The organism is Streptomyces sp. M92, from assembly GCF_028473745.1.
In the GTDB taxonomy this organism is placed as follows: Bacteria; Actinomycetota; Actinomycetes; order Streptomycetales; family Streptomycetaceae; genus Streptomyces.
Genome location: NZ_CP101137.1, coordinates 4,519,670 through 4,543,651, shown reverse-complemented (window position 1 = coordinate 4,543,651; position 23,982 = coordinate 4,519,670). Strand labels below are relative to the sequence as shown.

Here is a 23,982-nt window from a genome sequence, read left to right as displayed (position 1 = left end):
GACCGGTTCTCCGGTGTTCTCCTCCACACGCTCGAAGTCGGTCCCCAGTCCCAACGCGCACGCCCTCCTCGGCTCCCCACCCCACGGTGGAGACAGAGTGGTGGTTGACCGGCCACGGGGAAAGACCGCAGGTGATCCGAGAGCGCGTTTCCAGCCATCGGCATCCCCGAACTCAGCTCCGCCCCCAACGGGCGCACCGCGGCCGAAGCCCGGAATTCGACCAGGTGGGTACCGATGTCCGAGGTCGGCGGTATTTTTGACGCTGATCGTCACGGCGCCTTCGCCGGCTGTCACGGCGTCACGTGCCCGGCGGTCGTGGTAACCGTCCTGCCCGAAAGGTCCTCGTGAAGCCCACCCTGGCCGCCGCACAGCTCCGCGGCAGTCTCACGCAGTACCTGACGACGACGTACGCCCTCGCCGACGAGGACACGCGGCTCTCGCTGGAGCGGTTCCTCGGTGATCCGGAGACGGGGATCTTCCGCGGGCCGTATCTGCGGATCAGGACGCCGTTCCATCCCGCCGGTGACGGATGGCAGAGGGCACTGGAGTGGCAGCCGTCGTTCACACCCTGGCGGCACCAGGCCAAGGCGTGGGAACGGCTGAGCACGTACAAAAGCGCTGCCGAGCCCACGCTCGTGACGACCGGCACCGGGTCGGGCAAGACCGAGTCGTTCCTGATCCCCGTACTCGACCACTGCCGGCGGCAGAAGGCGCTGGGGAGGCGCGGGGTGAAGGCCGTCCTGCTGTATCCGATGAACGCGCTCGCCACCGATCAGGCCGGTCGTATCGGCGAGTACCTGGCGCAGCCGGAGCTGGCGCAAGTGACGGCCGGCCTCTACATCGGCGATAAACCGGACACGGACTTCCGGCGGGTGATGACGCGGCGCGAGGAGATGCGGCAGGCGCCGCCGGACGTGCTGATCACCAACTACAAGATGCTGGACCTGCTCCTGCAGCGGGCCGAGGACCGGCCGCTGTGGGAAGGCGCGGACCCCGCGTACGTGGTGCTGGACGAGTTCCACACCTACGACGGCGCGCAGGGCACCGATGTCGCCATGCTGCTGCGGCGGCTGGCCTCGGCCGTGGGTGCCTCGAAGCCGGAGCGGCCGCTCGGCTCCATCTGCCCGGTGGCGACCTCGGCGACCCTCGGTGAGGGCGGAGGCGACGGCAGTGGCATCCTCGCCGTCGCCGAGCAGGTGTTCGGCGTGCCGTTCGGTCCGGACTCCGTGATCGGTGAGGAGCGGCTGAGCGCCGACGATTTCGTCGGGGACATCGATTACGAGCTGCCGGAGCCTCCCGACCCGAAGGAGGTCATCGACGTTTCGGGCGGGCCGGGTGTCGAGTCCGATCCGGACCGGCTCGACCTGGACGGGCTCGCCGAGCGGCTGTTGGGCCGACGCGGCATGGACGCCTTCCAGATCGGGCGGCTGTTGCGGAAGCACGACTTCACCCACGGGGTGCTCGCGCTGCTGAACGGCGATCCGCTCGACGAGTGGGGTCTGCGGGACCGCATGGCCCGCTTCGGGTACGCGTGGGCGCGCACCGCACGGGAGAACCCGCGGCTCGCGCTGGAGGCGTTGTCGCGGTTCGTGGCGTTGCTGTCGTCGGCGCGGGACCCGGAGTCCGACGAGCGCCGGCCGCGTCCGCTGCTGCACATCGAGGCGCACCTGTGGGTGAGGCCGGTGGGGCGGGTGCTGAGCGGGGTGGGCGCCCGGCCGGAGTTCCGCTGGTACGAGGACGAGCGGACCGTCGCCCGACGCTCCGCGCTCACCGCGGCGTCCGCGTCCGAGGAGTCGTCCGACGGCGACGAGTGGCCGACGACGGACTCGCGGCGGCCCGAGGCGCTGCCCGGTTCGGACACCGTGCAGCGGCCGGCCCAGGCTCACCTGCCCGCGGTCTACTGCCGGGTGTGCGGTCGTTCGGGCTGGGCTGCACTGTCCCCGGAGGCCGATCCGCAGAAGCTGGAGACCGGGCCGCTGAGGATCTGGCAGGCCGCGGTGGGGCGCGACAAGCGTCGGCTGCGGTACTTCATCTCCGCGACGCCCGCCGAGGCGCGGGAGGCGCTGGCGGCGCTCACCGGTGGCGCGCCGAAGGCAGTGGGGGGCGTGGACCCGCAGTCCGTGGTCGTGCTGGACGGGGCGGAGGGCACCTACCGCATGCCCGTCGCCGAGGACGGAGAAGGGCTGCAGGACGCCTGGTTCGCGCGGGCCGTGCTGGACAAGAAGACCGCCGACCAGGCCGCGAAGGACGACACGTGTCCCGCGTGCAACACCGACAACGGCATCCGGTTCCTCGGCACCGCGCTCGCCTCCCTGGCCTCCGCCACGGTCACCCAGCTCTTCACCGGCGGCCAGGAGATCGCGCTGGCGCCGGAGGAACGCAAGACGCTGCTGTTCAACGACTCCACGCAGGACGCGGCACATCGGGCCGGATACGTCGCCAACGCCTCTTACAAGTTCTCGCTGCGCTCGCTCCTCGCGCACCGGCTGGACGACAACGGTACGCCGCTCCCGCTGAACGACCTCATCGGCGATGTCCTGGACTCCGTCGACGACCCGCAGACCTTGGCCGCCGTCGTCCCGCCGGACCTGCACGACGAACCGGGCGTGGACCGGCTGCTGTCGGGGCGGGGCACGGGGGACGCGCGGACGTGGAAGCTGATCGGTGAGCGGCTCGCGTTCGCGACCGTCATGGAGTTCGGGCTGCGCTCGCGGCTGGGGCGCACGCTGGAGCTGACCCGGACCACGGCCGCGGAGGTCGTGATCGCCGAACCGGAGCGGATCGTCGGGCTCGCCAGGGACCTGCACCTCGCGCTACCGGGCCAGCTGGGCCTGGACGGTGGGCTGCCCACGCCGGACCGGTATCTGGCGTACGTGCGGGGGCTGGTGGAGCGGATGCGGCTGCGCGGCGGCGTCCGGCACCGGTGGCTGGACACGTGGATCAAGGAAGCGGGTGTCAACCAGTACCTCATCTCGGGACGGCGTCCTGAGGGGATGCCTGCCTTCCCCGAGGGATACGTAGCACCGCCCAGGTTTCTGCTCGCCGGCCCCAAGGAGAAGACCAAGTTCGACACGATCACGGGCCGGGGGAACTGGTACCAGGACTGGACGCGACGCTGTCTCGGCCTCGACGCGGCCCAGGCGACCGAGTACCTGCGCCGCCTGCTGCCCGTCCTCGCGGACGAGGGTGTGGTGTCGGCGCGCACCGCGAAGGACCGCACCACCCGCGTGTACGGGCTGCAGCCGGGCCACGTCCAGGTGCGGCTCCTGGCGGACGACCTGGTCAACAAGGCGTTCGTGTCCTGTGAGGAGTGCGGCTGGCAGCAGGTCGTACCGCCCGAGCGGCGCACCCGCTGGTACGGGCATCCCTGCCCGCGCTGGCGCTGCACCGGAGTGCTCACGCCTCCCCAGTACGGCATGTCGTCGACCGGGGCGGGGAGCGGCGGCTTCGGCGGCAAGCTGGAGCGCGACTACCGGGCGGACTACTACCGCCGTCTGTATCTGACCGGCGGCACCTACCGGGTCGTCACGGCGGAGCACACCGGCATGCTGACCCGGCCCGAACGGGAGGGTGTGGAGCGGGCGTTCCGGCAAGGCGCCCACTACACCGACCCCAACGTGCTGTCGTGCACGCCCACGCTGGAACTGGGCATCGACATCGGCGACCTGTCGGCGGTGCTGCTCGGCTCACTGCCGGGCGGACCGGCGAACTACGTGCAGCGTGCGGGACGCGCCGGGCGCCGGACCGGCAACGCCCTGGTCGTCGCCTTCGGCGGTCGCCGCGCCCGCGACCGCTACTACCTGGACGATCCGACGGAGATGATCGCGGGTGACATCGTGCCGCCGGGGTGCTACCTGTCGGCCGTGGAGATCCTGCGCCGCCAGTACACGGCGCACCTGCTGGACCGGGCGGCGCGCGGCGAACTGACCACGGCGGACGGAGAGCCGCTGATGCCGGTGCCCCGTCTGTCGTCGGCGCTGTTCGGCACGACCGGTTGGTGCCAGGACCTGTCGGACGCGGCGCTCACCCACGGAGTCCTTCTGGTCGAGGAGTTCCTGGCGCTGTTCCCGCAGGCACCGGGTGGTCCGGACGACGACCGGGGAGTGTCCCCGCACGCCGCGGACGAACTGCGCGCGTACGCCACCGGCGGCATCGCGCGCACGCTGGCCGAGGCGGAGGAGGAGTGGACGGCGCGCCGCGAGGAGCTGCGCCGTCGTATCGCCGCCATCGACACCGCGGTGGACGGGCTGCTCGCCGATGACCGTGAACAGGGTGCCGAGCGACGCGAGTTGCTCGCCGAGCGGCGTGCTACGGGCGAACTGCTGCGTCAACTGAGCCAGACCAGCGCCCACGGCGCCCTCGTGGAACTGGGCCTGCTGCCCAACTACAGCCTCACCGACACCACGACGTCGTTGGAGGCCACGCTCTATTGGAAGGAGGCTGCGGGCGGCGACGAGGGCGCGGAGGCACCGGACGGCGACGAGGAGCGCCGGGAGTGGGTGCACCGCAGCGAGATGCGCGACTACGAGCGGTCCCGCAAACTGGCGCTGACCGAACTGGCGCCCGGCAACAGCTTCTACGTCAACGGCTACCGGCACGTCGTGCGTGCCCTCGACATCGGCAGCCCGGAGCGGCGCGCATGGTCGGTGTGGCGCCTCTGTCCGGCCTGCGGGTACGCCCGCACGCACGGCGACCCGAAGAACGACACTTCCCCGTGCCCGCGCTGCGGTTCCCGGGAGATCGCCGATGCCGGCTGCGTGCACCGCGTACTGGAGCCCCGGCGTGTGACGTCTCGGGACAAGCGGGACGACGCCCGGGTGCGGGACGACCGCGACGAGCGGGACCGCAGGCGGTACGCGGTGCTCACCACCGTCGACATCGACCCGGCCCACCTGGCGACCGGTTCGTGGCGGCATGACGGCGCGGTCTTCGGCGCCGACTTCACGCGCAAGGCGGTCGTGCGCACCCTGAACCTCGGGATCGACCGGCAGGACGGCAGCAGCACCGTCCCGCTCGCGGGAGACGACGTACGCCTGAACCCGTTCTACGTGTGCACGAGTTGCGGCGGTGCGACGGCCGACGGGCAGCCGGTCGTCGACCAGTCGCAGCATGCGCTCACCGCGTCACTCGCTCGCTCCACCCGTGCGAGCGCCCACCATCAGCTGTGGTGCCCGCGCCGTCGGCTGCGCGGTGACGGGGAGGAGCAGGGCGCCGGGGAGGACGTGCCGCTGCTGCTGGCGCACGAGCTGACCACGGAGGCCGTGCGCATCCTGCTCCCGGCGTCCGTGGCGCGCGCCACGGAACGGCTCGCCTCGTTCACCGCCGCACTGTTCGCGGGCATAGCGGCGCGCTACGGCGGCGATCCCGACCACATCGACATCACCGCCGCGTCGATGCCGGACGGTGAGGACCGCGACTGGCCGCGCCGGTTCCTCGTGGTCTACGACCGGCTGCCAGGCGGCACCGGGTACCTGCACCGTCTGGCGAACTCCGACGGCTTCCGCGAGGTCCTGCTGAAGGCCCGCGAGGTGATCGAGGGCTGCGGCTGTCTGGAGAAGGGCCTCGACGGCTGCCACCGCTGCCTGTTGCGCCGCGTCCCGCCGGGTGACTACGACAAGGTCAGCCGCAACGAGGTCCGGCAGATGCTGGACGAGTTGCTCGGCGCGGACGGCGAGCGCTGGGCCACCTCGCCCGTCGCCACGACCCAGCACATCCCGATGCACCAGCAGGCCGAGAGCGATCTCGAGGTCCTGTTCATCGACACGCTGCGGGAGTGGGCGCGGCTGCCCGAGAGCGGTGCCGGCGGCGACGCCTACATCACGCCCGCCGGCACCCACGCGCTTGACCTGCGGTTGTCCGCTGCCGACGGCACCACGCTGAGCTGGCGGGTGTCGCAGCAACGGGTCCTCGACGGAACCCGTCCCGACGTGCTGTTCGAACGGCTCGACGCACCCGGTCCGCGCGTGGCGCTCTACCTGGACGGCTACGAGTTCCACGCCGGCCGGGAGCACAACCGGGCCGGGGACGACGCCGACAAGCGCACCGGGCTGCGCGCGGAGGGCCTCCGGGTCTTCCAGCTCACCTACGGTGACGTGCGGGACTGGCGGCGCCGCGTCCAGGACACCGGAAGCGGCGGCTCGGGGCCGGCCGACCCGGTGTGGGAGCCGTACGGCGACCGGGCCCGCGGCAAAGCCCGTGACTACTACGCCCAGGTGCGGGGCGGCCTGCCCGGGGAGCTCGCAGAGACGGTGTGGGTCAACCCGGCCGTGCAACTCGTGGAGTACCTGCGCCGACCGGACGCGCAGCTCTGGCAGTGGCGTGCGGAGGCGGCACTGGCGGGCTTCATGGGCGCCGGAGCCCGCCCGTCCGCGCTCGCCCCGACCGTACTGGGCGAGCAGATCACGGCGGCACTACGCGGTACGACGCCCACCGGGCCGCGCGGCCCGGTGCAGTTGTTCGCGGTGACCGACCGCTCGGGGCTGCCGCTGGTGTTCGCTGCCGACAGCCGGGCCAAGCCGCCCGCGTGGACCGGCATCGTCCTCCTTGACGACGCGTCCGGCGTCCACGCCCTGGAGGAGGCTCACAAACGCCGCTGGCAGGCATGGCTCTACTGGTCCAATCTGCTGCAGTTCCTGGACTCCGGGGGCGGCGACGCCGTCCAGCTCACGACCGGCCGCCTCGACGGGTTTCCCGTGGAGATGCTGGCGGTCACGGGCGGCGGCGGGGTCCTGGAGAGCGTCCGCGCCACGCTCGTCGCCCCCGCCGACCGCACGCCCGCGCAGGCGAAAACCCCGACGCCGGTCGTGGCGCCCGCAGAGGTGCCGGCCACGAACAGCACACCGGCTGCCCGGGACACGGCGTGGGACCGGGTCGTCGAGTACCTCGACCCGGACGAGCCCGGCCTGCTCGTGTTCGCCGAGGCACTCGCCGCCCGCGGCGTCCCGGTGCCCGAGGACGGTTACGAGCTCGACTCGAACGGCTGGCTGGCCGAGCTGGCCTGGCCCGCCGCACGCGTAGGCGTCGTCCTCGCCGCGCGCCCGCCGGAGGGCGAGGACGAGGACCCGGAGGCCGTGGACCGGGACCGGGCGTTCGCCGAGGCCGGCTGGGAGGTGCGGCCCGCCGCCGACTGGGCCGTCGACGCCCTCGCCGACCGCCTCGGCGCAGCACAACCATCCGATGACCGCGAAGGTCGTAACCAGCCAGACGGCACCACCAAGGACAACGGGGGGAACGAACAGCCGTGACCGGCAAGAACGTCACACTGCGCCTGCTCGACAAGGCCGACCGGGAGATCCTCAAGCTCCCCCGCCCGGTCAAGGGCGCCATCTACGACTTCCAGCACAAGTTCAAGACGAACCCCGACTCCGCGGGCCTGCGCCTCAAGCAGTTGCAGGGACACGACAAGCTGCACTCGGCGCGCGTCAACGACGAGTACCGCGCGCTGCTGCTGCGCCTGGCCGACGACGACTGGCTGATCGTGTCGGTCAAACACCGCAAGGACGTGTACGCGCATCTGGACCGTCTCACGTACTCGGTGAACCGCGTCACGGGCGGCATCGAGTACGTGGACCTGCAGGTCGTGCACGAGTCGGTGCTCCGTCCCGCGGTCCCGTCGCCCCCCGCTCCTCCAACCGAGCCCGTCGCACCGGCCCCGCTTGCCGAACCGTTCGCTTCCCGGCCGTTGTTCGAGCAGTGGTCGGAGGAACAGCTCACCGACCTGGGGGTGGCGCCGTCCCTCGTCCCGGTGGTCGCCGCGCTGACCACCGAGGACCAGCTCCTCGGGCTCGTCGAGTACGCCCCGCAGCTCACCGGCGAGGTGCTGTTGGCGCTGTATGACGGCAAGGCGTATGACGACGTCCTGGAGCAGGTGACCGCCCCTGTCGCGGCGCCGGACCCCGTGGACACCGAGGACTTCCAGGCCGCCGTCGAACGCCCCGCCACCATCGTCACCACGACCGACGACGCGCTGCGGGAAGCACTGGAGGGCGAGGACTTCGGCCGTTGGAAGGTGTTCCTGCACCCGACCCAGGCCAAGCTGGTGGGGCGGGACTACAGCGGCCCGGCGCGCGTCGGCGGTGGTCCCGGCACCGGCAAGACGATCGTGGCGCTGCACCGGGTCAAGCACCTGGTCGAGCGGCTCCCAGCGGGTCGGAACAAGCCGGTCCTGCTGACCACCTACAACAAGAACCTCGCCGCCGACCTGCGTTCACGGCTGCTCGCCCTGGGCGGCGAGACGTTGCTGTCCCGTGTCGAGATCAGTCACGTCGACCAGCTCGCGCTGCGCGCCGTGCGGGAGGCCGAACCGGGCAACCGGAAGCGGATCGTCGACGAGGCGCAGGCGGTCCGCGAATGGCGTTCGCTCCTCGACGAGCTCGGCGAGGGCGGTTGGGACGCGGAGTTCCTGCACGACGAGTGGACGCAGGTGATCCTCGGCCAGGCGGTCACCTCCCGCACGGACTACTTCCGTGCCCGGCGCGCCGGTCGCGGACGCACGGTCAGCCGGGCCGAGCGCGCCGAGATCTGGCAGCTCGCGGAGCGGTTCACCCAGCGGCTGGACCGGCTGGGAGTACAGACGTGGGACCAGATCGCGGAGCGGGCCGCACAGTTGGAGGTGGCGCGAGCCCGGCGCATTCAGGCCATCGACCAGCAGCGGGACGAGGCGGGCGGCCTGGACAATGTCCACGCGGCCGACGGTTCCGGGGGCTGGCTGCGCTACCGGTACCGGCACATCGTGGTCGACGAGGCGCAGGACCTGCGGCCCGCGCACTGGAAGATGCTCCGTGCGATGACCGCCCCAGACCGCAACGACCTCTTCCTCGTCGGTGACACCCACCAGCGCATCTACAAGAACCAGGTGACCCTCGGCAGTCTCGGCATCAACATTCGGGGCCGGTCGTCCAAGCTGTCGTTGAGCTACCGGACCACCCGGCAGATCCTGCGCTCCGCATTGAACGTGCTCGGCGAGGAGACGTACGACGACCTCGACGGGAGCAGCGAGACACTGGCCGGGTTCCGGTCGGTGCTCAGCGGTGGGGTTCCGGACCTGCACAGGTTCGACGACTGGCACAGCGAGCGAGAGGCCGTCGCCGCGTTGATCGACTCCTGGGGACAGGTGCCGCACGAGCAGATCGCGATCGCCGTGCCGACCAATCAGATGGCGAGCGAAGCCGCGTACACGCTGGCCCAGCACGGCATCAGGGCTCTGGAGATCGGACCCGACGGACCCCGGGGCGACAGCGGAGTCCACATCGGCACGATGTTCCGTTTCAAGGGACTCGAGTACCAGCACATGATCATCGCTGGGGTGACCGACGGTCTCGTGCCCCGCGCGAACGTCCAGCAACGACGGACCACGGACCCGGCGCGCTACCGGGCGGAGATGCAGCGCGCCCGGTCGCTGCTGTTCGTGGCGGCCACGCGCGCCCGGGACAGCCTGGACGTCTTCTGGCACGGAGAACCGAGCCCCTTCCTCACGGAGCTGATCCAGGCCCGGCCACCGGTCGCTGTCTGACCGGAGCCCTAGGGGTTGTGCCGCGGTTGCTTTCGGTCAACGCGGCACGACCGGGCCCTGGGGAACCAGGAAGGGGCGCCTGGGGTCCTCCGGGGGGAGTCTGCGGGCGGCGAGTGCCGCATCCGGGGTCGGCAGGTGCGGGGCAAGGGCCGCGTACACCTCCGCTGCGTTTCCGGGTCGGTCCTCCGGGCGCTTCGCCAGCAGTGCGTGCACCAGGTCCTGCAGCACGTACGGGGCGTCGACGCCATGATCGGCCAGTCGAGGTGGAGGCTCGGCGAGGTGCCCGGTCACCAGTTCGGCGATGCGTTCGCTGTGGAAAGGAGGGCGGCCGGTGAGCATGTGGTGCAGCAGGCACCCCACCGCGTACAGGTCTGCACGGCTGTCCAGCGGCACGTCGCCGGTGAGGAGTTCGGGAGAGGCGTAGGCGGCGTTGCCGAGCGTCTCGCCCGTCATGGTGAGCCGCGGGTCGGTGTTCGAGAGAACCTTGACGAGACCGAAGTCGAGGATCTTCACCAGTCCGCTGGTACGGACCATGACGTTCTGGGGTTTGAGGTCCCGGTGCACGAGGCCGGCCGCGTGCGCTGCGGACAGCCCCGAGCACAGTTGCGCGGCGGCGGCGACCGCCGCCGGCACGGGCAGGCGGCCGTCGTCGGCGCCGTCGATGACGTTGTCCAGCGTCGTCCCGTCCACGAGCTGCATCACCAGGCAGCAGACGTCCTCGGTGACGGCCGCGTCGTACACGGTGGTGATGTTGGCATGGTCCAGACGAGCGGCGGCCTTCGCCTCCCGCTCGAAGCGCGCCAGGGCGGTGCCGCGCCAGTCGGGCAGGGCGAGGAGATCCGCGGCGACGGTCTTGACCGCAACGGGACGCTCCAGGTACACGTCCGTCCCCCGCCAGACGTGTCCCATCGCCCCCCGGCCCAGAAGCCGCTCCAACCGGTATCTGCCGCGCAGAACCTTGCCCGCAGCGAACTGCTCCACGTTCACTTCCCTCGATACAGCCAAGCGGCCCGTCCGGGCACGAACCACCCAGTGGTTCCGCCTCCGACAGCCCCGACGGAAGCAGTCAACCAGCCTTCGGCGCTTCTGGGCGCATCGCGCGGCGCGGGCACTCACAGGCCGGGCTCGCCGTGGTGGCGGCGGTCCAAGAACGTCCGGCCAGGGGCGCCGGAACACCACTGCTCGGTGATCGGCGTCGCTATCGGATGCTCTGCAGCAGTTGTCCCGTGGCGGTCACGGTCCAGAACGACCATCCGTTGCGATTCGGATTGACGTGCGGATTGAGGGTCTGCACCACGGACACCGCCGCCCCGCTGGGAGTGTCGTACTCTCCACGTCCCGGCCCCGAGGGAATGGTCACCGTCCGGGAGGACGGGTCGTAGAAGGCATCGGTCCGCCGACCCTCGTAGAGCGCGTGGACCGCCACGCCCAGCTCTGTACGGAGCTGGTGGGCGTCCGCACCGATCAGTGTGGGCGCGGACGGCTCCTCTGCAAGCACCTGCTCGTCGGCGGGCAGTTCATCGGTGTCCTGATGGGCGGACTGCCCATCGTACGAAGGGAGACCCAACAGCTCGTTGAGGACGTTGGCCAGTGAACGCCTGCGGGCGGCCAGGAAATCCGGGAAGCGCTCGAGGGACCGCAGTTCCGGATCTTCGGGGATCCACTGTTCCGCGAGGCGCTCCCGCGCCACTTCCGCCATGTACTGGGCGGGCAGTCGGGAGGAGATCATCTTGTTGGTCTGGCCGGTGATGTAGGCCAGGTTGGCCAAGCTGTTCCACTCCTCCTTCGCGTATGCGCCCTGGACGCGGGCTCGCGGGAAGACGTGATGGAACTCGATCCTGGCTCCGCTGTTCATCGGCTGGTCGCTGATAGCCATGTTGGTTGCCCAGTCCCGCGCCGTACCGCGCAACGCGGCGATGTAGAGCAGCTTGAAGAAGGGGTGCGTGGAGTACTTCTGCTCGAGGTCCCTCGGGTGGAGGGCACTGTCCAGAGACCGGGTGCCGGAGGCGCGGCGGATGAGCTCGGTGAACAGGTCCTCCCCTGCTCGCGATTTGATCAGCCTGGCCTCCGCGTCGAGCTTGCCCTCGACCTGCAGCGAGTAATGGCTGAACGCCATCGCCGTGTATACCCAGCGGCGCAGCAGCTGGGCCTCTCCCGGGCGCAGTTTGCCGTCCCGGTGGTGCAGGAGCAGGGCCGGCACGATCGCGACGTTCGGCGACGAGAGAATCTCGGATCGAGGGATCGAGCACTCGCCCTTCAGGAAGTCGATGGCGAAACGCAGGGCACGCTCGGTCGCCTGCCAGGCCTCTTTCAGAGCGGCCTCGTCCACGTCCGTCCCAATGAGCTTGATGTGATGGGCGCCGGTGCCCGCGAGCAGGCTCATGAGGCGCAGGACCGCTTCCCGGTTGAGAGGGAAGTTGCCGTCCTGCAGTTCCTGGTGGAAGGCGTCCATGGTGTCCAGGCCGTCGGCCCAGCGCGCGGCGATCGCGCTGTACACGAGGTCGCCCTTGGACAGCCGCCGACCGCCCTTGTTGAGCCGGGCGAAGAGCTCGGCCACCTCCTCGTAGTCGTCGGACTCATAAGTGATGACAGCGATCTGGTGCTGCCGGATGTTGTTCACCTTCTGCAGTCGCTGAACCCACAGGTCGAATTCCGGATCGTCGATCGACACGCCGGCCTTGCGCAGAACCTGGTAGAACTGCACGTTTTCCTGCAACAAGGTCGACACCGGGACCAGCAAAGCATCCTTGCGCTGCACGGCACTCGGGTTGACAAACTCTTCGGTGCGCACATCGAACCGCAAGTCGATGAGTCGGCCGTCGGCCTTCGACTCCGGCCGGTATACCCAGGCGAGGGAGGTCAAACGCTGCTGCCCGTCGAGAAGATAGACGGGCTGTTGCTCCGACTTCTGGGCCTGGACAACGGCGGCAGTCTTGAAGGGGACGGCCATGTTGGTCTTCCACAGCAGCAGGGCACCGACCGGGTAGCCCCGGTAAAGAGAGTCGAAGAGATCGCGTACGTCCGGCCTCATCCAGACGAAGTCGCGTTGGATGGAGGGAATGACGACCCGGCCCCGCAGCAGGTCCTCGACCTGAGTGATGATCTTGTCGTTTGCCAGCCCCATGCTGCCCCCAGCTTGCGAGATACGTGCCACGGACACCATAGCCACCACCAGTGACGGCCAACTGGCCATCAGCGTCAGAAGGGATTGATCGGTGCGCTGATCAATGGCTACACGCGGACAACTCTGGGAGCGGGCTGAGCGTCGGGCGATCCGACCCGCGTCGGTTCAGGCGGCGTCCGCGTCCTTCAACTCACTCAGCAAGATCGGCAACGAAGCATGCAGCTCCCGCTCCCAATACGCCCACCCATGGGTCCCGGGCCCGTAGAAGTTGGTCGTCAGGTGCCGCGCCCCCACGCGGCGCAGTTCCGCGGCGAGCGCATGGTTCTGCCGATTGAAGTCGGCCTCGAGGGCACTGGTGGCACCCGGCGCGTCCAGCGGCCCCGTCGTCCCGTCCCCGCAGGAGAGGTACACAGGGATGTGGCGGAGCCGCTTCGCGAGGTGGAAGGGGTCGTGCGCCTCCCAGATCCGGCGTTGGTCGACCGGGTCTCCCCAGACCCTCAACGGGTCGTTGTCCTGGCCGGCGAAGAAGCCCAGGACGCGGTTGACCGACTCCTCGTTGAGGAGGGGGTGGGCCGAGCCGGAGTAGGAGGCCGTCGCCTTGAACATGCCTGGGTGGCGGGCGGCGTACAGGAGGGCGCCCTGGCCGCCCATCGAGAGGCCGGCGACGACGCGGTCGCGGCCGGCGCCCCAGTCGCGTTCAAGGAGGTGGCGCAGTTCCTTGGTGTGGAAGGTCTCCCAGGCGGGGTCGCCGCCCCGGCCGTGGTTCCACCAGTCGCTGTACCAGCCGTTCCAGCCGGCCTCCGGCATGACGACGAGGACGTCGCGGAGGGCGTCGGTCTCCGCGACGTCCGTCATCGTGGTCCACGACGTGTAGTCGCCGCAGCAGCCGTGCAGGAGCCACAGGGTCGGCCAGTGCTGTCGTGGTCGGTCGTCCGGGTTCCAGCCGTCGGGGGTCAGGAGGCGGACCTTGACGGTGCGGCCGCCGAGGGCCGTTGAGCGGATGGAGAGGTCGACCTGCCGGTCGGCGACCTGGGTGACGGCTACGACCTCCGCGCCGTGGGAGGAGCCCGAGGGGTGGGCTGCCGCCAGGGCCGGGGCGGTGGGGGTCAGGGTGGTGAGCAGTACGGACAGGACGAGTAGGACTCGGGTTCGTAGGGTTATTCGTGGGGTCGGGGCGGTGGGCACGTTCGCGAACACGGCGGCTCCCTGGGTGGGTTGCGGTTCTCGCGTGCGGGGCGGGGATCTGCCGGCGTCAGTGGTCATGCCTGCGGGGCAGGACCAACAGCGCGTCGCCGACCGGGCGTTCCCCGGCTGCGTCGGACGGGTCGTTGATCGGCGTGCCGCCCGTCACCATCGTCGTGGAGCCGCCGCCGTCGAGGTTGACTGCGTCGCGCAGGCCCAGGGACTTGGCGACCTCGGCGCTCTCGACGATGCTCAGGCCGAGGGACTCGGTGCTGCGGCCGTCGGCCGTGACGAGGACGGTCCGGCCTGCCGCGTCCACGCCGGCCAAGGTGCGCGGGTTGCGCTTGTGGACCCAGCCGTAGTACCAGCTCGGGTCGTCCGGGTGGACCATGCCGTCGGTGGCGGGGGTGACGTGCGGGCGTCCGTCGCGGACCAGTTCCGGGCCCGCGTTCAGGATGTCCGTCTTGGGTGTGGGCTGGACGCGGTGGCCTCGCTCGTCCAGGAGGGTCGTGGTGATGCGGAGACGGTCGCCGGTGTGCGCGAGGGCGGTCAGGTCGGCGACGCGTCGGCCGGTCGCCTGGACGGAGCTGCCGCCGGGCGGGAGGGTGCCGCCTCGGGGTGAGCGCAGTTCGACTACCCGGTCGTGGGCGTCCAATACGGCTTCCATTCCGTCGCCGGGTGGTGTGGTGTCGCCGTACTCGGGGGTGAAGGTGACCAGTTCGTCGGGGTTGGTGCAGGTGACGTCGTGGAGGGGCAGAGATGTCGGGGGGTCGCCGGGGGCGCCGCCGCAGTTCCTGATCAGGCCGGGGACTCGGTTGATGCCGTTCAGGGGCAGGGAGGCGGTTCCTGCGCTGACGCTGCCTCGCCAGGTGAGGCGGGTGACCTGCGTGCGTCTGCCGTTGTCGTGGAGTACGAGGCCGGGGCGTCCGGCGACCGGTTCGCTCAGGAGGCGGCCGTCGTAGACGCCCACGCCTGCCGGGTCGCCGGGGGCGCCCGCCTTGGGGTCGAGGACGAAGAAGCCGGCGTTGACCGCGGCTGTGGCGCCGGCCGTGGTGGACAGGTCGCTGGTCGTCTCGCGGTTCTCCAGGTCGGGGCCGTAGGACGCGTCGAGGCGGCCGCGGAACTTGCGCGGGTCGATGGTGAGCACGTCCACGTGCCATGGGCCGCGGGCGTCGGCGTCGCCGTCCCAGCCGGTGTAGACGGCGGATCCCGTGTGGCCGGCGGCCCTCAGGCGTGTTCGTTCGGCGGTCGCGGCGGACTGGGAGTCGAACGTGCCTACGCGGACCCGCCAGCCGAGGGTGCCGCCCGCGTAGTCGGCCGTGCGCGGTGTCCTGACCTGCTCCGCGCGGGCCTGGAAGCCCTTCGCCCTCAGCTCGGTGGCCAGTTCGTCGGCGCTGGCCCGGTCCTTGAGGGTGGTCGGCGGGGCGTCGGGGTCCGGTGAGGTTTCGCCGCCGGGGATGGAGACCTCGACCGTCCAGTGCGGGGCGGAGTCGGCGGTCTCGCCGCCGCCTCGCACGATGCGGGTGAGGGTGACGCCGGGCTGGAGGGTTGTGGTGGTGCGGGTCTCGGTCAGGTCGGCGGGGCCGAGGGGGAGCGTGTGGCGGGTCGGCTGAGCGGCCGGGGTGGATGCCTGGGACGGCAGTGCGCTCGTCGTGACGAGGACGCCGAGGACGGCAGCCGCGCCGCACAGTCTCTTCTTCATCTGCACCGCCTGGGAGGGATGGGCCGGAGGGGAGGGGCTTGACGGATGCGCTCGATGACCTGGGGTGGGGCGGTCGTTCGCCGTCCATCCTCTCCGCTCACTCATGACGCGGACGTGGACAGCCGTCCAACGCTCACTGCACAAGTAGTGGCCCCTTCGGGGGCACCGTCAAGGTCGCGGCCTTCTCCGTCAGAGCCCGGCGACCGCCTCGGCGAACGTGCCGACGACCTTGTCCCCCCGGAGGACGAAGCAGCTCACCGCTCCCCTCGCCGCTCCCTCCGCCGCTCCCTCCGCCGCTTCCTCTGCCGCTTCCTCCGCCGCTTCCTCCTGAGCGATCAGTACGTCGGGCACAATGGACTCGTAGAAGCGGAGGTAGCCGATCGCTCCCCGGCTCGTCGTGCGTGCGCTCAGCCACTCCACCAGCCTTCGGATGTCGTCGGACTCGTCCGGGTGCACTTCCTGTCGGACGGTCAGAGACCAGCCCCTCCCGTTCGGGCACAGCTCTCCCACCAGGGCGCCTTCGATGCGGTGCGCCGGCCCTCGGGCCTTCAAGAGCGGGTAGTCGTACGCGTCCCCGTCGCATCGGCCGTTCTCGTGGCCCAGGTGCCAGCGGAGCAGGTCCGCTTCCTCGCTCGGGAGGGAGCCGGGCAGGTTGAGCGTGAGCTGGAGTTCGTAGAGGTCGGCCATGGCCGCCAGGCTACGAGGACGGCTTCCCGGCGTCCGTCGGGGACCTCGTTGTCAGTGGTCGCCGATAGATTCGATCTCGTTCCGCCGAGGTGGCGTGGACGCCCCCTTCGCCTGCATGGGAGATGGTGCGTTGTCGGTCTGGGAGAAGTCGAGCACGGTTCGGGTGGTGCCGTCCGCGCGGCCGCGGAAGCTCGCCAAGGTGCCGTTCGTCGAGTTGGCGGACGGGCGGTTGCAGGGTGTGGTGTCCAGTGGGTCGGACATCGGGCGCGTGTACGTGTCGTCGATCGCGGCGGGGTCGTACGCGTACTCGTGCAGTACGAACAACAACCGTCCGTGTGGTGGGGCGCGGGGCTCGTTCTGCAACCACATCCGGGCGCTCGTCGGTGAGGCGGTGCTGCAGTACGGGGCCGAGCGTGTGGGCCGGTATCTGAAGGTCGACGCCGAAGAGGCTGCCGACGCGCATGTCCTCACGTCCGCCATGACGGCCACGCGGCCGGGGACGGACGACGGGTCGGCCGCGGCGCAGGTGTTCAGCCGGTTCCTGCGGCATCTCGCCTACCTCGAACTGCCGACCAGTACCGACCCGTTGCCGGAGATGCAGTGGTTCCCGACGGGCGGGGCGGTGGCGGCCTGATGCGTGCTGACCTGCTTGCCGATGTCGTGGACGGGCTCGACGAGGCGCTTGCCGCGGTGGACGGTTTCGATGCCGTCCTCGTGGGTGGGCTGCTGCGTCCGCAGCCCGCGCAGGCCGAGGGGTTGGCGGGGCTCGCCGACGCCGTCGCGGGGACGCCGCTCGCGTCGCGGGTGGCCGAGGCCGCCGACAAGACGGCCGCCGGGGCCGGTGACGAGGGGCACTTCGTCGCGCTCGCCGCGGCTCGTACGGCGCTGTTCGGGTCCGTGCACGACGCGCTCGTCGCCCGGGTGGAGGAGGCCACCGGGCGGTCGGGGGTCGTGGCCGACACGGATGGCGGCTCGGTCGCCGGTGAGGAGCACGCGGGCAACCTCTGTGCCGCCGCGCGCAGTTGGCTGTGTGATCTGGCGCGGGCCGGCTGGCAGGGCATTGATCACGACCTCGTCGGCGGTGCCGCGTCCGTTGTCTCCGCGATGCTGCCCGACCCGGCGCTGCGCCGGCTCGCGACGCTGCTCGACGGGTTCGCCGCCGAGCTGGCCGCGTCCTGTCCCGGGGCGTCCCTGGAGCGGGTGCCGCTGCGTCGCTGGGCGGATCTGTGGTCGCGGGCCCTGTTGCTGACGCTGCCCGGGGCGGGTTCCGCGCCCGCGGTGGGTGAGGTGAGCGGGCGTCTGCTGCCGCTCGGCGTCGACGTCCAGGAGCACGCCACCGCCGTTCAGGCGCAGGTGCACGCGGTGTTCGAGCCGTCGGACGGGGGTGCGTCGCGGCTGGTGCGGGCGTCGGTGTCCGCACCCAAGCCCGACACGGTCGTCGGGGCCGGTCTGTGGCAGTTGCTGCGGCCGCACATGTCCCTGTTGGGGGCCGTGAGCGAAGGACGCTCCATGGAGCTCGACGCGATGCCGGTCACCGCCGAGGGCGACCTCATATGGGACGACGCCCGCGCCCGGGCGGGCGAGCCCGCCGACGCGTTCGTCACCGCCCGGGTGGCCTTGCCGGCCGCCGCCGCGTTCGCCGTGTCGCCGCTCGACCGGCATCCGGCCCGGGTCGCGGTGCCCGTCCTGCTGGAGGGGTACGGCGTGGAGGAAGCCGAAGGGGGCGGCGGGCTCGTGTTCGAGGTCGCCGGGTGCCGCATCGGGGTCGACGCCGGGCGGGTGCCGGCCGCCGGGCCGCTGACGCCGGAGGTGGTCGCCTCGTCCGGGGCCTGCCTCGGGCTGCTGCGCTGGGACGCCGGGGCGTTCCTGCTCCAGCCGCTCGCCGTGGAGCGGACGGTGCGGAAGAAGGCCGTCGCCGTGCACGCCGGGGCCTGGGCCGGGGGTACGACCGACAAGGCGGGGGTCCGGGCCGAGAAGGCCGCCACCGACGCCGTCAAGGTACTGCGCGAACGCGCGGGGAAGCTGCTGCGGAAATGACCCACCAGACTGGCGAACACGGAGCGGGCGCGGACGCCGCGGCCGGCGTCCCCGACGCGGACGACAACCGTCGGCAGGTGCTCTACTGGCGTCTGCTCGCCCGCCTCTTCGACCACGAGGAACAGCCCGCCCTGGAGTCGGCGAGTCTCGCCGTCGTCGAGGACATCGGCCTGCCGTCCGCCCTGCTCGACCCGGGGGCGTCCGTCGGCTCCGTCGTGCAGCGGCATCCGGAGCTCGCCGCCGAGTTCGACGGATTGATGACGCCCGAGCCGGAGGAGGACGGTGAGCGTGACCGGGCCGCCGAGGTGCGGCGCGCGGCGCTGGCGTCGAAGGTGCTGCTGAACGTCTTCGCCTCCAGCCCCGGCACGGTCACCGCCGAGCAGCTGGCCCGCTGGCAGTCGGACGCGGAGTGGCTGGAGCGGGCCCTCGGCTGCCGGCCCGGCGAGCTGCGGGGCGGGCGGGGCAGTGCGGGACGGGCGGGTGCCGGGGGCGGTGCCGGTGTCGTCCCGACGGGCACCGGCGTCGTCGGGCCCACGCCCGACCTCAGCCGCCTGATCCCCGCGATCGGTCCGGAGCTCGGCTCCATCGAGGCGGGTCTCGTCAAACGCATGCACCTGCGTGAGGTGCTGGCCGATCCCGCGCTGGCGGCGCGGCTGACGCCGAGCATGTCGCTGATCGAGCAGTTGCTGCGGGACAAGGACAATCTGTCCGGGGTGGCCCTCAGCAACGCCAAGGCGTTGATCCGGCGTTACGTCGACGAGGTCACCGAGGTTCTGCGCACCCAGGTGGAGAAATCCACGGTCGGCGTGCTCGACCGGTCCGTGCCGCCGAAGCGGGTCTTCCGTAACCTCGACATCGACCGCACCATCTGGAAGAACCTGACCAACTGGAGTCCGGAGGAGGAGCGGCTCTACGTCGACCGGCTCTACTACCGGCACACCAGCCGCAAGACGACGCCCCAGCGGCTGATCGTCGTGGTGGACCAGTCGGGGTCGATGGTCGACTCGATGGTCAACTGCACCATCCTGGCGTCGATCTTCGCCGGGCTGCCGAAGGTGGACGTCCACCTGATCGCGTACGACACTCAGGCGCTGGACCTCACTCCGTGGGCGCACGACCCGTTCGAGACGCTGCTGCGCACCAAGCTCGGCGGCGGCACCGACGGCACGGTCGCCATGGCACTCGCCCAGCCGAAGATCGCCGAGCCGCGCAACACCGTGGTGGTGTGGATCTCCGACTTCTACGAGTGGCGGCAGCAGGAGCTGTTCGACAGCATGGCCGCCGTCCACCGCTCCGGCGCGAAGTTCATCCCGGTCGGGTCGGTGACCAGCTCCGGACGCGGCAGCGTCAACCCTTGGTTCCGGGAGCGGTTCAAGGACCTCGGCGCACCGGTGATCTCCGGCCACATCAAGAAGCTCGTGCACGAACTCAAGACGTTTCTCGCCTGATCACCGAGTACATCTCCTTCGTCTCCTGCACCCCCTTCCTCTCCTTCGTCTCGTATTGATCACCGTACGGAAAGGCCCTTCCCTCATGTCCGACCTGCTGCGCGCGCCCGCCGAGATCAAGTACGCCGAGGAGCTCGACTGGCTGGAGTCGATCGACGACAACCCCAAGCCGTTCTCGTGGCGTCTGTCGCCGAAGATGGTCCGGCTGTTCATCCTCGGTTCCGAGCGGTCCGACGGTCTGGACCGGGAGGTCTCGCAGAAGTGGTTCGGTGACCGCAGTTTCGTGGAGCGGTCGATCGTCACCCTCGCCTCCGACCGCGGGCTGCTGCTCATCGGCGACCCCGGCACGGGCAAGAGCTGGCTGGCCGAGCTGCTGTCCGCCGCGATCTCCCGCAACTCCACTCTGGTGGTGCAGGGCACGGCCGGCACCACCGAGGACCACATCAAGTACTCGTGGAACGTCTCCATGGTCATCGCCAAGGGGCAGTCGCGCGAGTCGATGATCCCCTCGCCGATCATGACCGCGATGGAGGCCGGTTCCATCGGGCGGTTCGAGGAGCTGACCCGGTCGACCAGTGACGTCCAGGACGCGCTGATCTCGATCCTCTCCGAGAAGTACATCTCCGTTCCCGAACTGGAGAGCGGCGGCGGGGACGACAACATCGTCTTCGCCAAGCCCGGCTTCTCGATCATCGCCACGGCCAACAGCCGCGACCGGGGCGTCAACGACCTGTCCTCCGCGCTCAAGCGCCGTTTCAACTTCGTACGCATCCCGGTCGTGACGAACAAGAAGAGCGAGGCGGAGATCGTCCGCTTCCGCACGGAGGAGCTGCTGCGCCGGCACTCCATCGACCTGGACGTGCCGCCGACCCTGCTGGACGTGCTCCTGCAGAGCTTCGCCGACCTGCGCGCCTCCGCCGCCGCGGCCGGCAGCGACGACGAGAAGCTGGAGTCCGCCCTCTCGACGGCCGAGCAGATCGGCGTGCTGGAGGACGCCGTCCTGCACAGCAACTTCTTCGGCGAGCGCGCGCTGACCGCCCGTACGCTCGCCTCGTCGCTCGTCGGTTCCCTCACCCGCCGCGAGCCCGAGGACCTGGCCATCCTCAACAAGTACCTGCACGGCGTCGTCGAGCCGCGCAGCAAGGAGGAGGGCGGCTCCTGGCCCGAGTTCCTGGAGGGCGGCCGCGACGCGATCGCCACGCTGTCATGAGCGGGCCCCGGGAGAGCAGGCCAGAGAAGAGCGGCCCCCAGCAGAGTGGCCCCCAGGAGGACACGTCGTTCGCGGCGCTGCGCGGGCAGTTGCAGGAGGCCGCCACCACCTTCGCGGGCGGGCCGGACGCGCTGGAGGGCATCCTCCTCGGACTGGTCGACGACGTCGACCGGGCGGTGCGCGAGCCGCTGGAGATATTTCCCGTCTGCCACCACTCCCCCGCCTCGGCGACCGCCATGGCCCGCCGGCTGCGCGAGAAGCAGCCCAAGGTCGTGTACCTGGAGCTGTGCGAGGACATGGCGCCGCTCCTGACCGAGCTGCGCAACTGCCGGCTGCCGGTGGCGGTGCAGGCGTTCGCCGGTGACGTCGACGGCTTCCCCCAGGAGTGGGCACCGTTGTCGGTCGTCGCGCCGATCACCGAGGCGTCCGCCGAGTATCAGGCGATCGCGTACGCCCTCGACACCCCGGGCGTGGAGCTGGTCCTCGTGGACCGGTCGGCGGACCACGTCTTCCAGTGGGACAGCAGGGGCGAGACGCCCGCCGAGGGCGGCGAGACCCCCCAGGCGCCGGAGGAACCCGAGGCCGCCCTGCACGGCGAGGCCGTCGGCGTCGAGATCGGCGACCTGCGGCCGCGCTTCGCGGAGCTGGAGGAGCACCTTCTGCGCCACGGCAAGGTGCGGCACTGGTCGGAGTGGTGGCACCAGTACGTCGAGGTGCCGCTCGGCGACAGCGCGGCCGACCACGACACCTACCGCCAGGTCATGTTCCTCATCGGCAGCCTCTTCCGGCGGCTCGCCCCCGGTGACGGGGCCCGGGTCCGCGTGGACGAGGACCGCGAGCGGTACATGTGGACGCGGATGCGCGAGCACATGAGCGCGACCGGGACCGACCCGGCGGACGCGCTGTACGTGTGCGGGGCGTTCCACGCGGCCAGCCGGGTGGACGAGTTCGGGGTGGACGGCAGCGACACGTTCACCGTCTCGCCGCGCACCGGCACGACCTGGCAGTACGGGCTGATCCCGTCGAGTCACGCGGCGATCGAGGCGCAGTTCGGCCTCGCCGCGGGTTCGGTGTCGATCGCGGCGACGGAGTGGGCGAAGAGCCTGAAGCGCACCCGCGTGCGGGCGTACCGGCTGGAGGGGCAGGCGGGGGCGAAGAAGCGCACGGCCAAGAAGGCGGTGGCGGCCCGGCCGGCGCAGCCCTCGCCCGCCGCGGCGCCGGACTCCGCCGCCGGGGACCGGCTGTCCGGGTTCCTGCGGCGGCCGCCGGTGATCGACACGCTGGACGAGGCGGAGCTGCTCGGCTGGTCCGTGGACATCGTGCGGGCCGCCCGGCGGGCCGGCTACCTCGCCTCCACCGCCGACGCCATCGCCGTCTTCGAGACGTCGATCCTGCTCGCCGGCATGCGGGACCGGGCCAAGCCGACGCCGTACGACTTCCAGGACGCGGCGGTCACCTGCATCGAGAAGGACGTCGTACCCGGGCGGCGGGACGTGCGGCGGCTCGTCGAGATCATGATGGGCGGCGACCGGATCGGCCAGGTCGGCTACGAGGCGCTGCCGCCGCTCGCCCGTGACGTGCACGACCGGCTGGCGCCGCTCGGACTGAAGCTCCAGCAGCGCGGGGTGCAGCGGGCGCTGCTCGACATGGCGTCCCGGCCGGAGCTCGAGGCGTGTTCCGACGTGCTGTGGATGCTGCGGCGCCTGATGCCGCACGGCACGGCGCGGCCGATCATGGGCGAGCGCAAGCTCGGCGAGCGGTCGATCCAGGAGTCCTGGGACCTGGCGCTCGGCACCCATCAGCGGGCGCTCATCGAGCTGGGCTACGAGGGCGTCAGCATCGAGCAGGTCCTGGAGCAGCGGCTGCGGCGCGACGCCTACGGGCCGCGGGCGACGACGGCGACCGTGCTGGCCGCCGTCGAGGACGCGACCCTGTACCTGGGCAGCCGCCGCCTCGCCGACGAGCTCGGCACCCACGCGCTGAAGGTGCTCGCCACCGAACGCAGCGTCGACGGCGCGCCGGAGGTGCTGCGCCGGGTGCGCGCGCTGCTGGCGTACTACCGGACCGGCGAACCGGTGCTGCCGGCGTGGATCGAGTCGTTCGTCAAGACCGGGTACGCGCACTACTGCACGCTGCTGCCGACGGCGTTCCGGGACGAGGACGCGGCGGTCGGGCAGGTCGCGGCGATGCTGGGCTTCCTGTTCAGCATGGAGGGCCTCGCCCTGTCGCTGGGGTGCGACCGCGCCCAGCTGGAGCTGGCGGTCGCCCAGTCGCATCCGGAGGACCCGTCCAAGACGGCCCTGTTGTGGGCGGCACAGGTGCAACTGGGCACGCTGTCGCGGGCCGAGCTGCGGGCCCGGTGCGACGAGTTGCTGGACAACCCGCTGGTGGTGCCCTCGTATCCGCGCTATCTCAGCGGCTTCGTCCACGCGCTGGAGCCCGTTCCGGGGCTGGCGGACGTGGTGGTGGAGGCGGTGTCGAACGCGTTCGGGCGGCTGCCGGACCAGGTGCTGCTGCCGTGGCTGCCGCTGCTGATCACCACCCTGCGGTCCGGCGCCGCGGAACTCGCCCCGTTGCTGATCCGCGAGGCCGGGCGGATTTTCCCCGGCCGGCTGGAAACGCTGGACGCGTGGGTGCCGCCGTGGCGGACGCCCCCGGTCACGCCGTCGGCGCGCCGGGCAGGCGCCGGGGAGGAGCGCCCCCGGGGCGCGGCGCTGCTCCCGGCCCATCCGGCGACCTGCGACGCGGTGGCCGGCCTGCTGGGCTGTACGGAGGAGTGGGCGAGCCCCGGGGACCCGGCCGGGGCGGCGGCTCGGCCGGGAGTCGAGCTGCTGGTAGCTCATCCGGCGGCCTGCGACGCGGTGGCGGAGCTGCTCGGCTGCGACGGGGAGTGGGCGGCACCGGCGGGCGGCGCGCACGCGACGGGTGCCGTGCTGACGCGCCGGCATCCGGTGGCGTCGGAGGCGCTCGAGTCGCTCCTGACGGGCGTGTGACGGGCGGGCGGCAGCCAACAGCGCCTTCGGCCCGCCGAGTTCTCGCTCGGCGGGGCGAAGTGCCGCCGGGGGTGACGTACGGTCGCGG

The 23,982-nt window shown here is 71.3% G+C and carries 12 protein-coding genes; 7 read left to right on the top strand and 5 right to left on the bottom strand.

All coding sequences use genetic code 11. The features are described 5' to 3' along the window. Window positions 1–344 precede the first annotated feature (344 nt). Together M6G08_RS20435 and M6G08_RS20430 are read left to right on the top strand one after the other, a co-directional pair. On the top strand, window positions 345–7,244 hold the full coding sequence (locus M6G08_RS20435; RefSeq protein ID WP_272588602.1) for a DEAD/DEAH box helicase: 6,900 nt from the start codon (window positions 345–347) through the stop codon (window positions 7,242–7,244). Continuing rightward, on the top strand, window positions 7,241–9,511 hold the full coding sequence (locus tag M6G08_RS20430) for a UvrD-helicase domain-containing protein (RefSeq protein WP_272588601.1): 2,271 nt from the start codon (window positions 7,241–7,243) through the stop codon (window positions 9,509–9,511). Before M6G08_RS20435 ends, M6G08_RS20430 begins: the two co-directional genes overlap by 4 nt. A gap of 36 nt (window positions 9,512–9,547) precedes the next feature. Here M6G08_RS20430 and M6G08_RS20425 read toward each other — a convergent pair whose 3' ends face one another. From M6G08_RS20425 to M6G08_RS20405, 5 genes are all read right to left on the bottom strand, one after another. Beyond that, window positions 9,548–10,492 carry a serine/threonine-protein kinase gene (locus M6G08_RS20425; protein WP_272588600.1) on the bottom strand — a complete coding sequence of 315 codons (945 nt, stop codon included), beginning with the start codon at window positions 10,490–10,492 and terminating at the stop codon, window positions 9,548–9,550. A gap of 217 nt (window positions 10,493–10,709) precedes the next feature. Then, the gene (locus M6G08_RS20420; protein WP_272588599.1) at window positions 10,710–12,665 is read right to left on the bottom strand and encodes a GmrSD restriction endonuclease domain-containing protein; all 1,956 of its coding nucleotides are present in this window, start codon (window positions 12,663–12,665) and stop codon (window positions 10,710–10,712) included. A gap of 135 nt (window positions 12,666–12,800) precedes the next feature. After that, window positions 12,801–13,832, bottom strand: coding sequence for an alpha/beta hydrolase (locus M6G08_RS20415; RefSeq protein ID WP_272588598.1), 1,032 nt, complete (start codon window positions 13,830–13,832; stop codon window positions 12,801–12,803). A gap of 55 nt (window positions 13,833–13,887) precedes the next feature. Continuing rightward, window positions 13,888–15,519 carry a phosphodiester glycosidase family protein gene (locus M6G08_RS20410; protein ID WP_272588597.1) on the bottom strand — a complete coding sequence of 544 codons (1,632 nt, stop codon included), beginning with the start codon at window positions 15,517–15,519 and terminating at the stop codon, window positions 13,888–13,890. Between the two features lie 189 nt (window positions 15,520–15,708). Next, window positions 15,709–16,206 (bottom strand): hypothetical protein, encoded by a 498-nt coding sequence (locus M6G08_RS20405; RefSeq protein WP_272588596.1) that lies wholly within the window; start codon window positions 16,204–16,206, stop codon window positions 15,709–15,711. 115 nt (window positions 16,207–16,321) lie between these two features. On the opposite strand from M6G08_RS20405, the gene M6G08_RS20400 reads away from it, so the two are divergent. The 5 genes from M6G08_RS20400 to M6G08_RS20380 all read left to right on the top strand — a co-directional run bounded on the left by M6G08_RS20400 (window position 16,322) and on the right by M6G08_RS20380 (window position 23,894). Further along, window positions 16,322–16,840 (top strand): hypothetical protein, encoded by a 519-nt coding sequence (locus M6G08_RS20400; protein ID WP_272591385.1) that lies wholly within the window; start codon window positions 16,322–16,324, stop codon window positions 16,838–16,840. Next, entirely contained in the window at window positions 16,840–18,243 is a 1,404-nt protein-coding gene (locus M6G08_RS20395; protein ID WP_272588595.1) for a hypothetical protein, read from the top strand. Before M6G08_RS20400 ends, M6G08_RS20395 begins: the two co-directional genes overlap by 1 nt. Then, window positions 18,240–19,691 (top strand): vWA domain-containing protein, encoded by a 1,452-nt coding sequence (locus M6G08_RS20390; protein ID WP_272588594.1) that lies wholly within the window; start codon window positions 18,240–18,242, stop codon window positions 19,689–19,691. Before M6G08_RS20395 ends, M6G08_RS20390 begins: the two co-directional genes overlap by 4 nt. Before the next feature lie 85 nt (window positions 19,692–19,776). Beyond that, on the top strand, window positions 19,777–20,901 hold the full coding sequence (locus M6G08_RS20385; RefSeq protein WP_073730650.1) for an ATP-binding protein: 1,125 nt from the start codon (window positions 19,777–19,779) through the stop codon (window positions 20,899–20,901). After that, window positions 20,898–23,894, top strand: coding sequence for a DUF5682 family protein (locus M6G08_RS20380; RefSeq protein ID WP_272588593.1), 2,997 nt, complete (start codon window positions 20,898–20,900; stop codon window positions 23,892–23,894). The genes M6G08_RS20385 and M6G08_RS20380 overlap by 4 nt, the downstream gene beginning before the upstream one ends. Window positions 23,895–23,982 lie beyond the last annotated feature (88 nt).

What these genes read in the sequence shown, in the direction of transcription:
- M6G08_RS20410 (WP_272588597.1), bottom strand. Translation starts at nt 15,519, where the DNA reads ATGAAGAAGAGACTGTGCGGCGCGGCTGCCGTCCTCGGCGTCCTCGTC.
- M6G08_RS20405 (WP_272588596.1), bottom strand. Translation starts at nt 16,206, where the DNA reads ATGGCCGACCTCTACGAACTCCAGCTCACGCTCAACCTGCCCGGCTCC.
- M6G08_RS20400 (WP_272591385.1), top strand. Translation starts at nt 16,322, where the DNA reads ATGGGAGATGGTGCGTTGTCGGTCTGGGAGAAGTCGAGCACGGTTCGG.
- M6G08_RS20395 (WP_272588595.1), top strand. Translation starts at nt 16,840, where the DNA reads ATGCGTGCTGACCTGCTTGCCGATGTCGTGGACGGGCTCGACGAGGCG.
- M6G08_RS20390 (WP_272588594.1), top strand. Translation starts at nt 18,240, where the DNA reads ATGACCCACCAGACTGGCGAACACGGAGCGGGCGCGGACGCCGCGGCC.
- M6G08_RS20385 (WP_073730650.1), top strand. Translation starts at nt 19,777, where the DNA reads ATGTCCGACCTGCTGCGCGCGCCCGCCGAGATCAAGTACGCCGAGGAG.
- M6G08_RS20380 (WP_272588593.1), top strand. Translation starts at nt 20,898, where the DNA reads ATGAGCGGGCCCCGGGAGAGCAGGCCAGAGAAGAGCGGCCCCCAGCAG.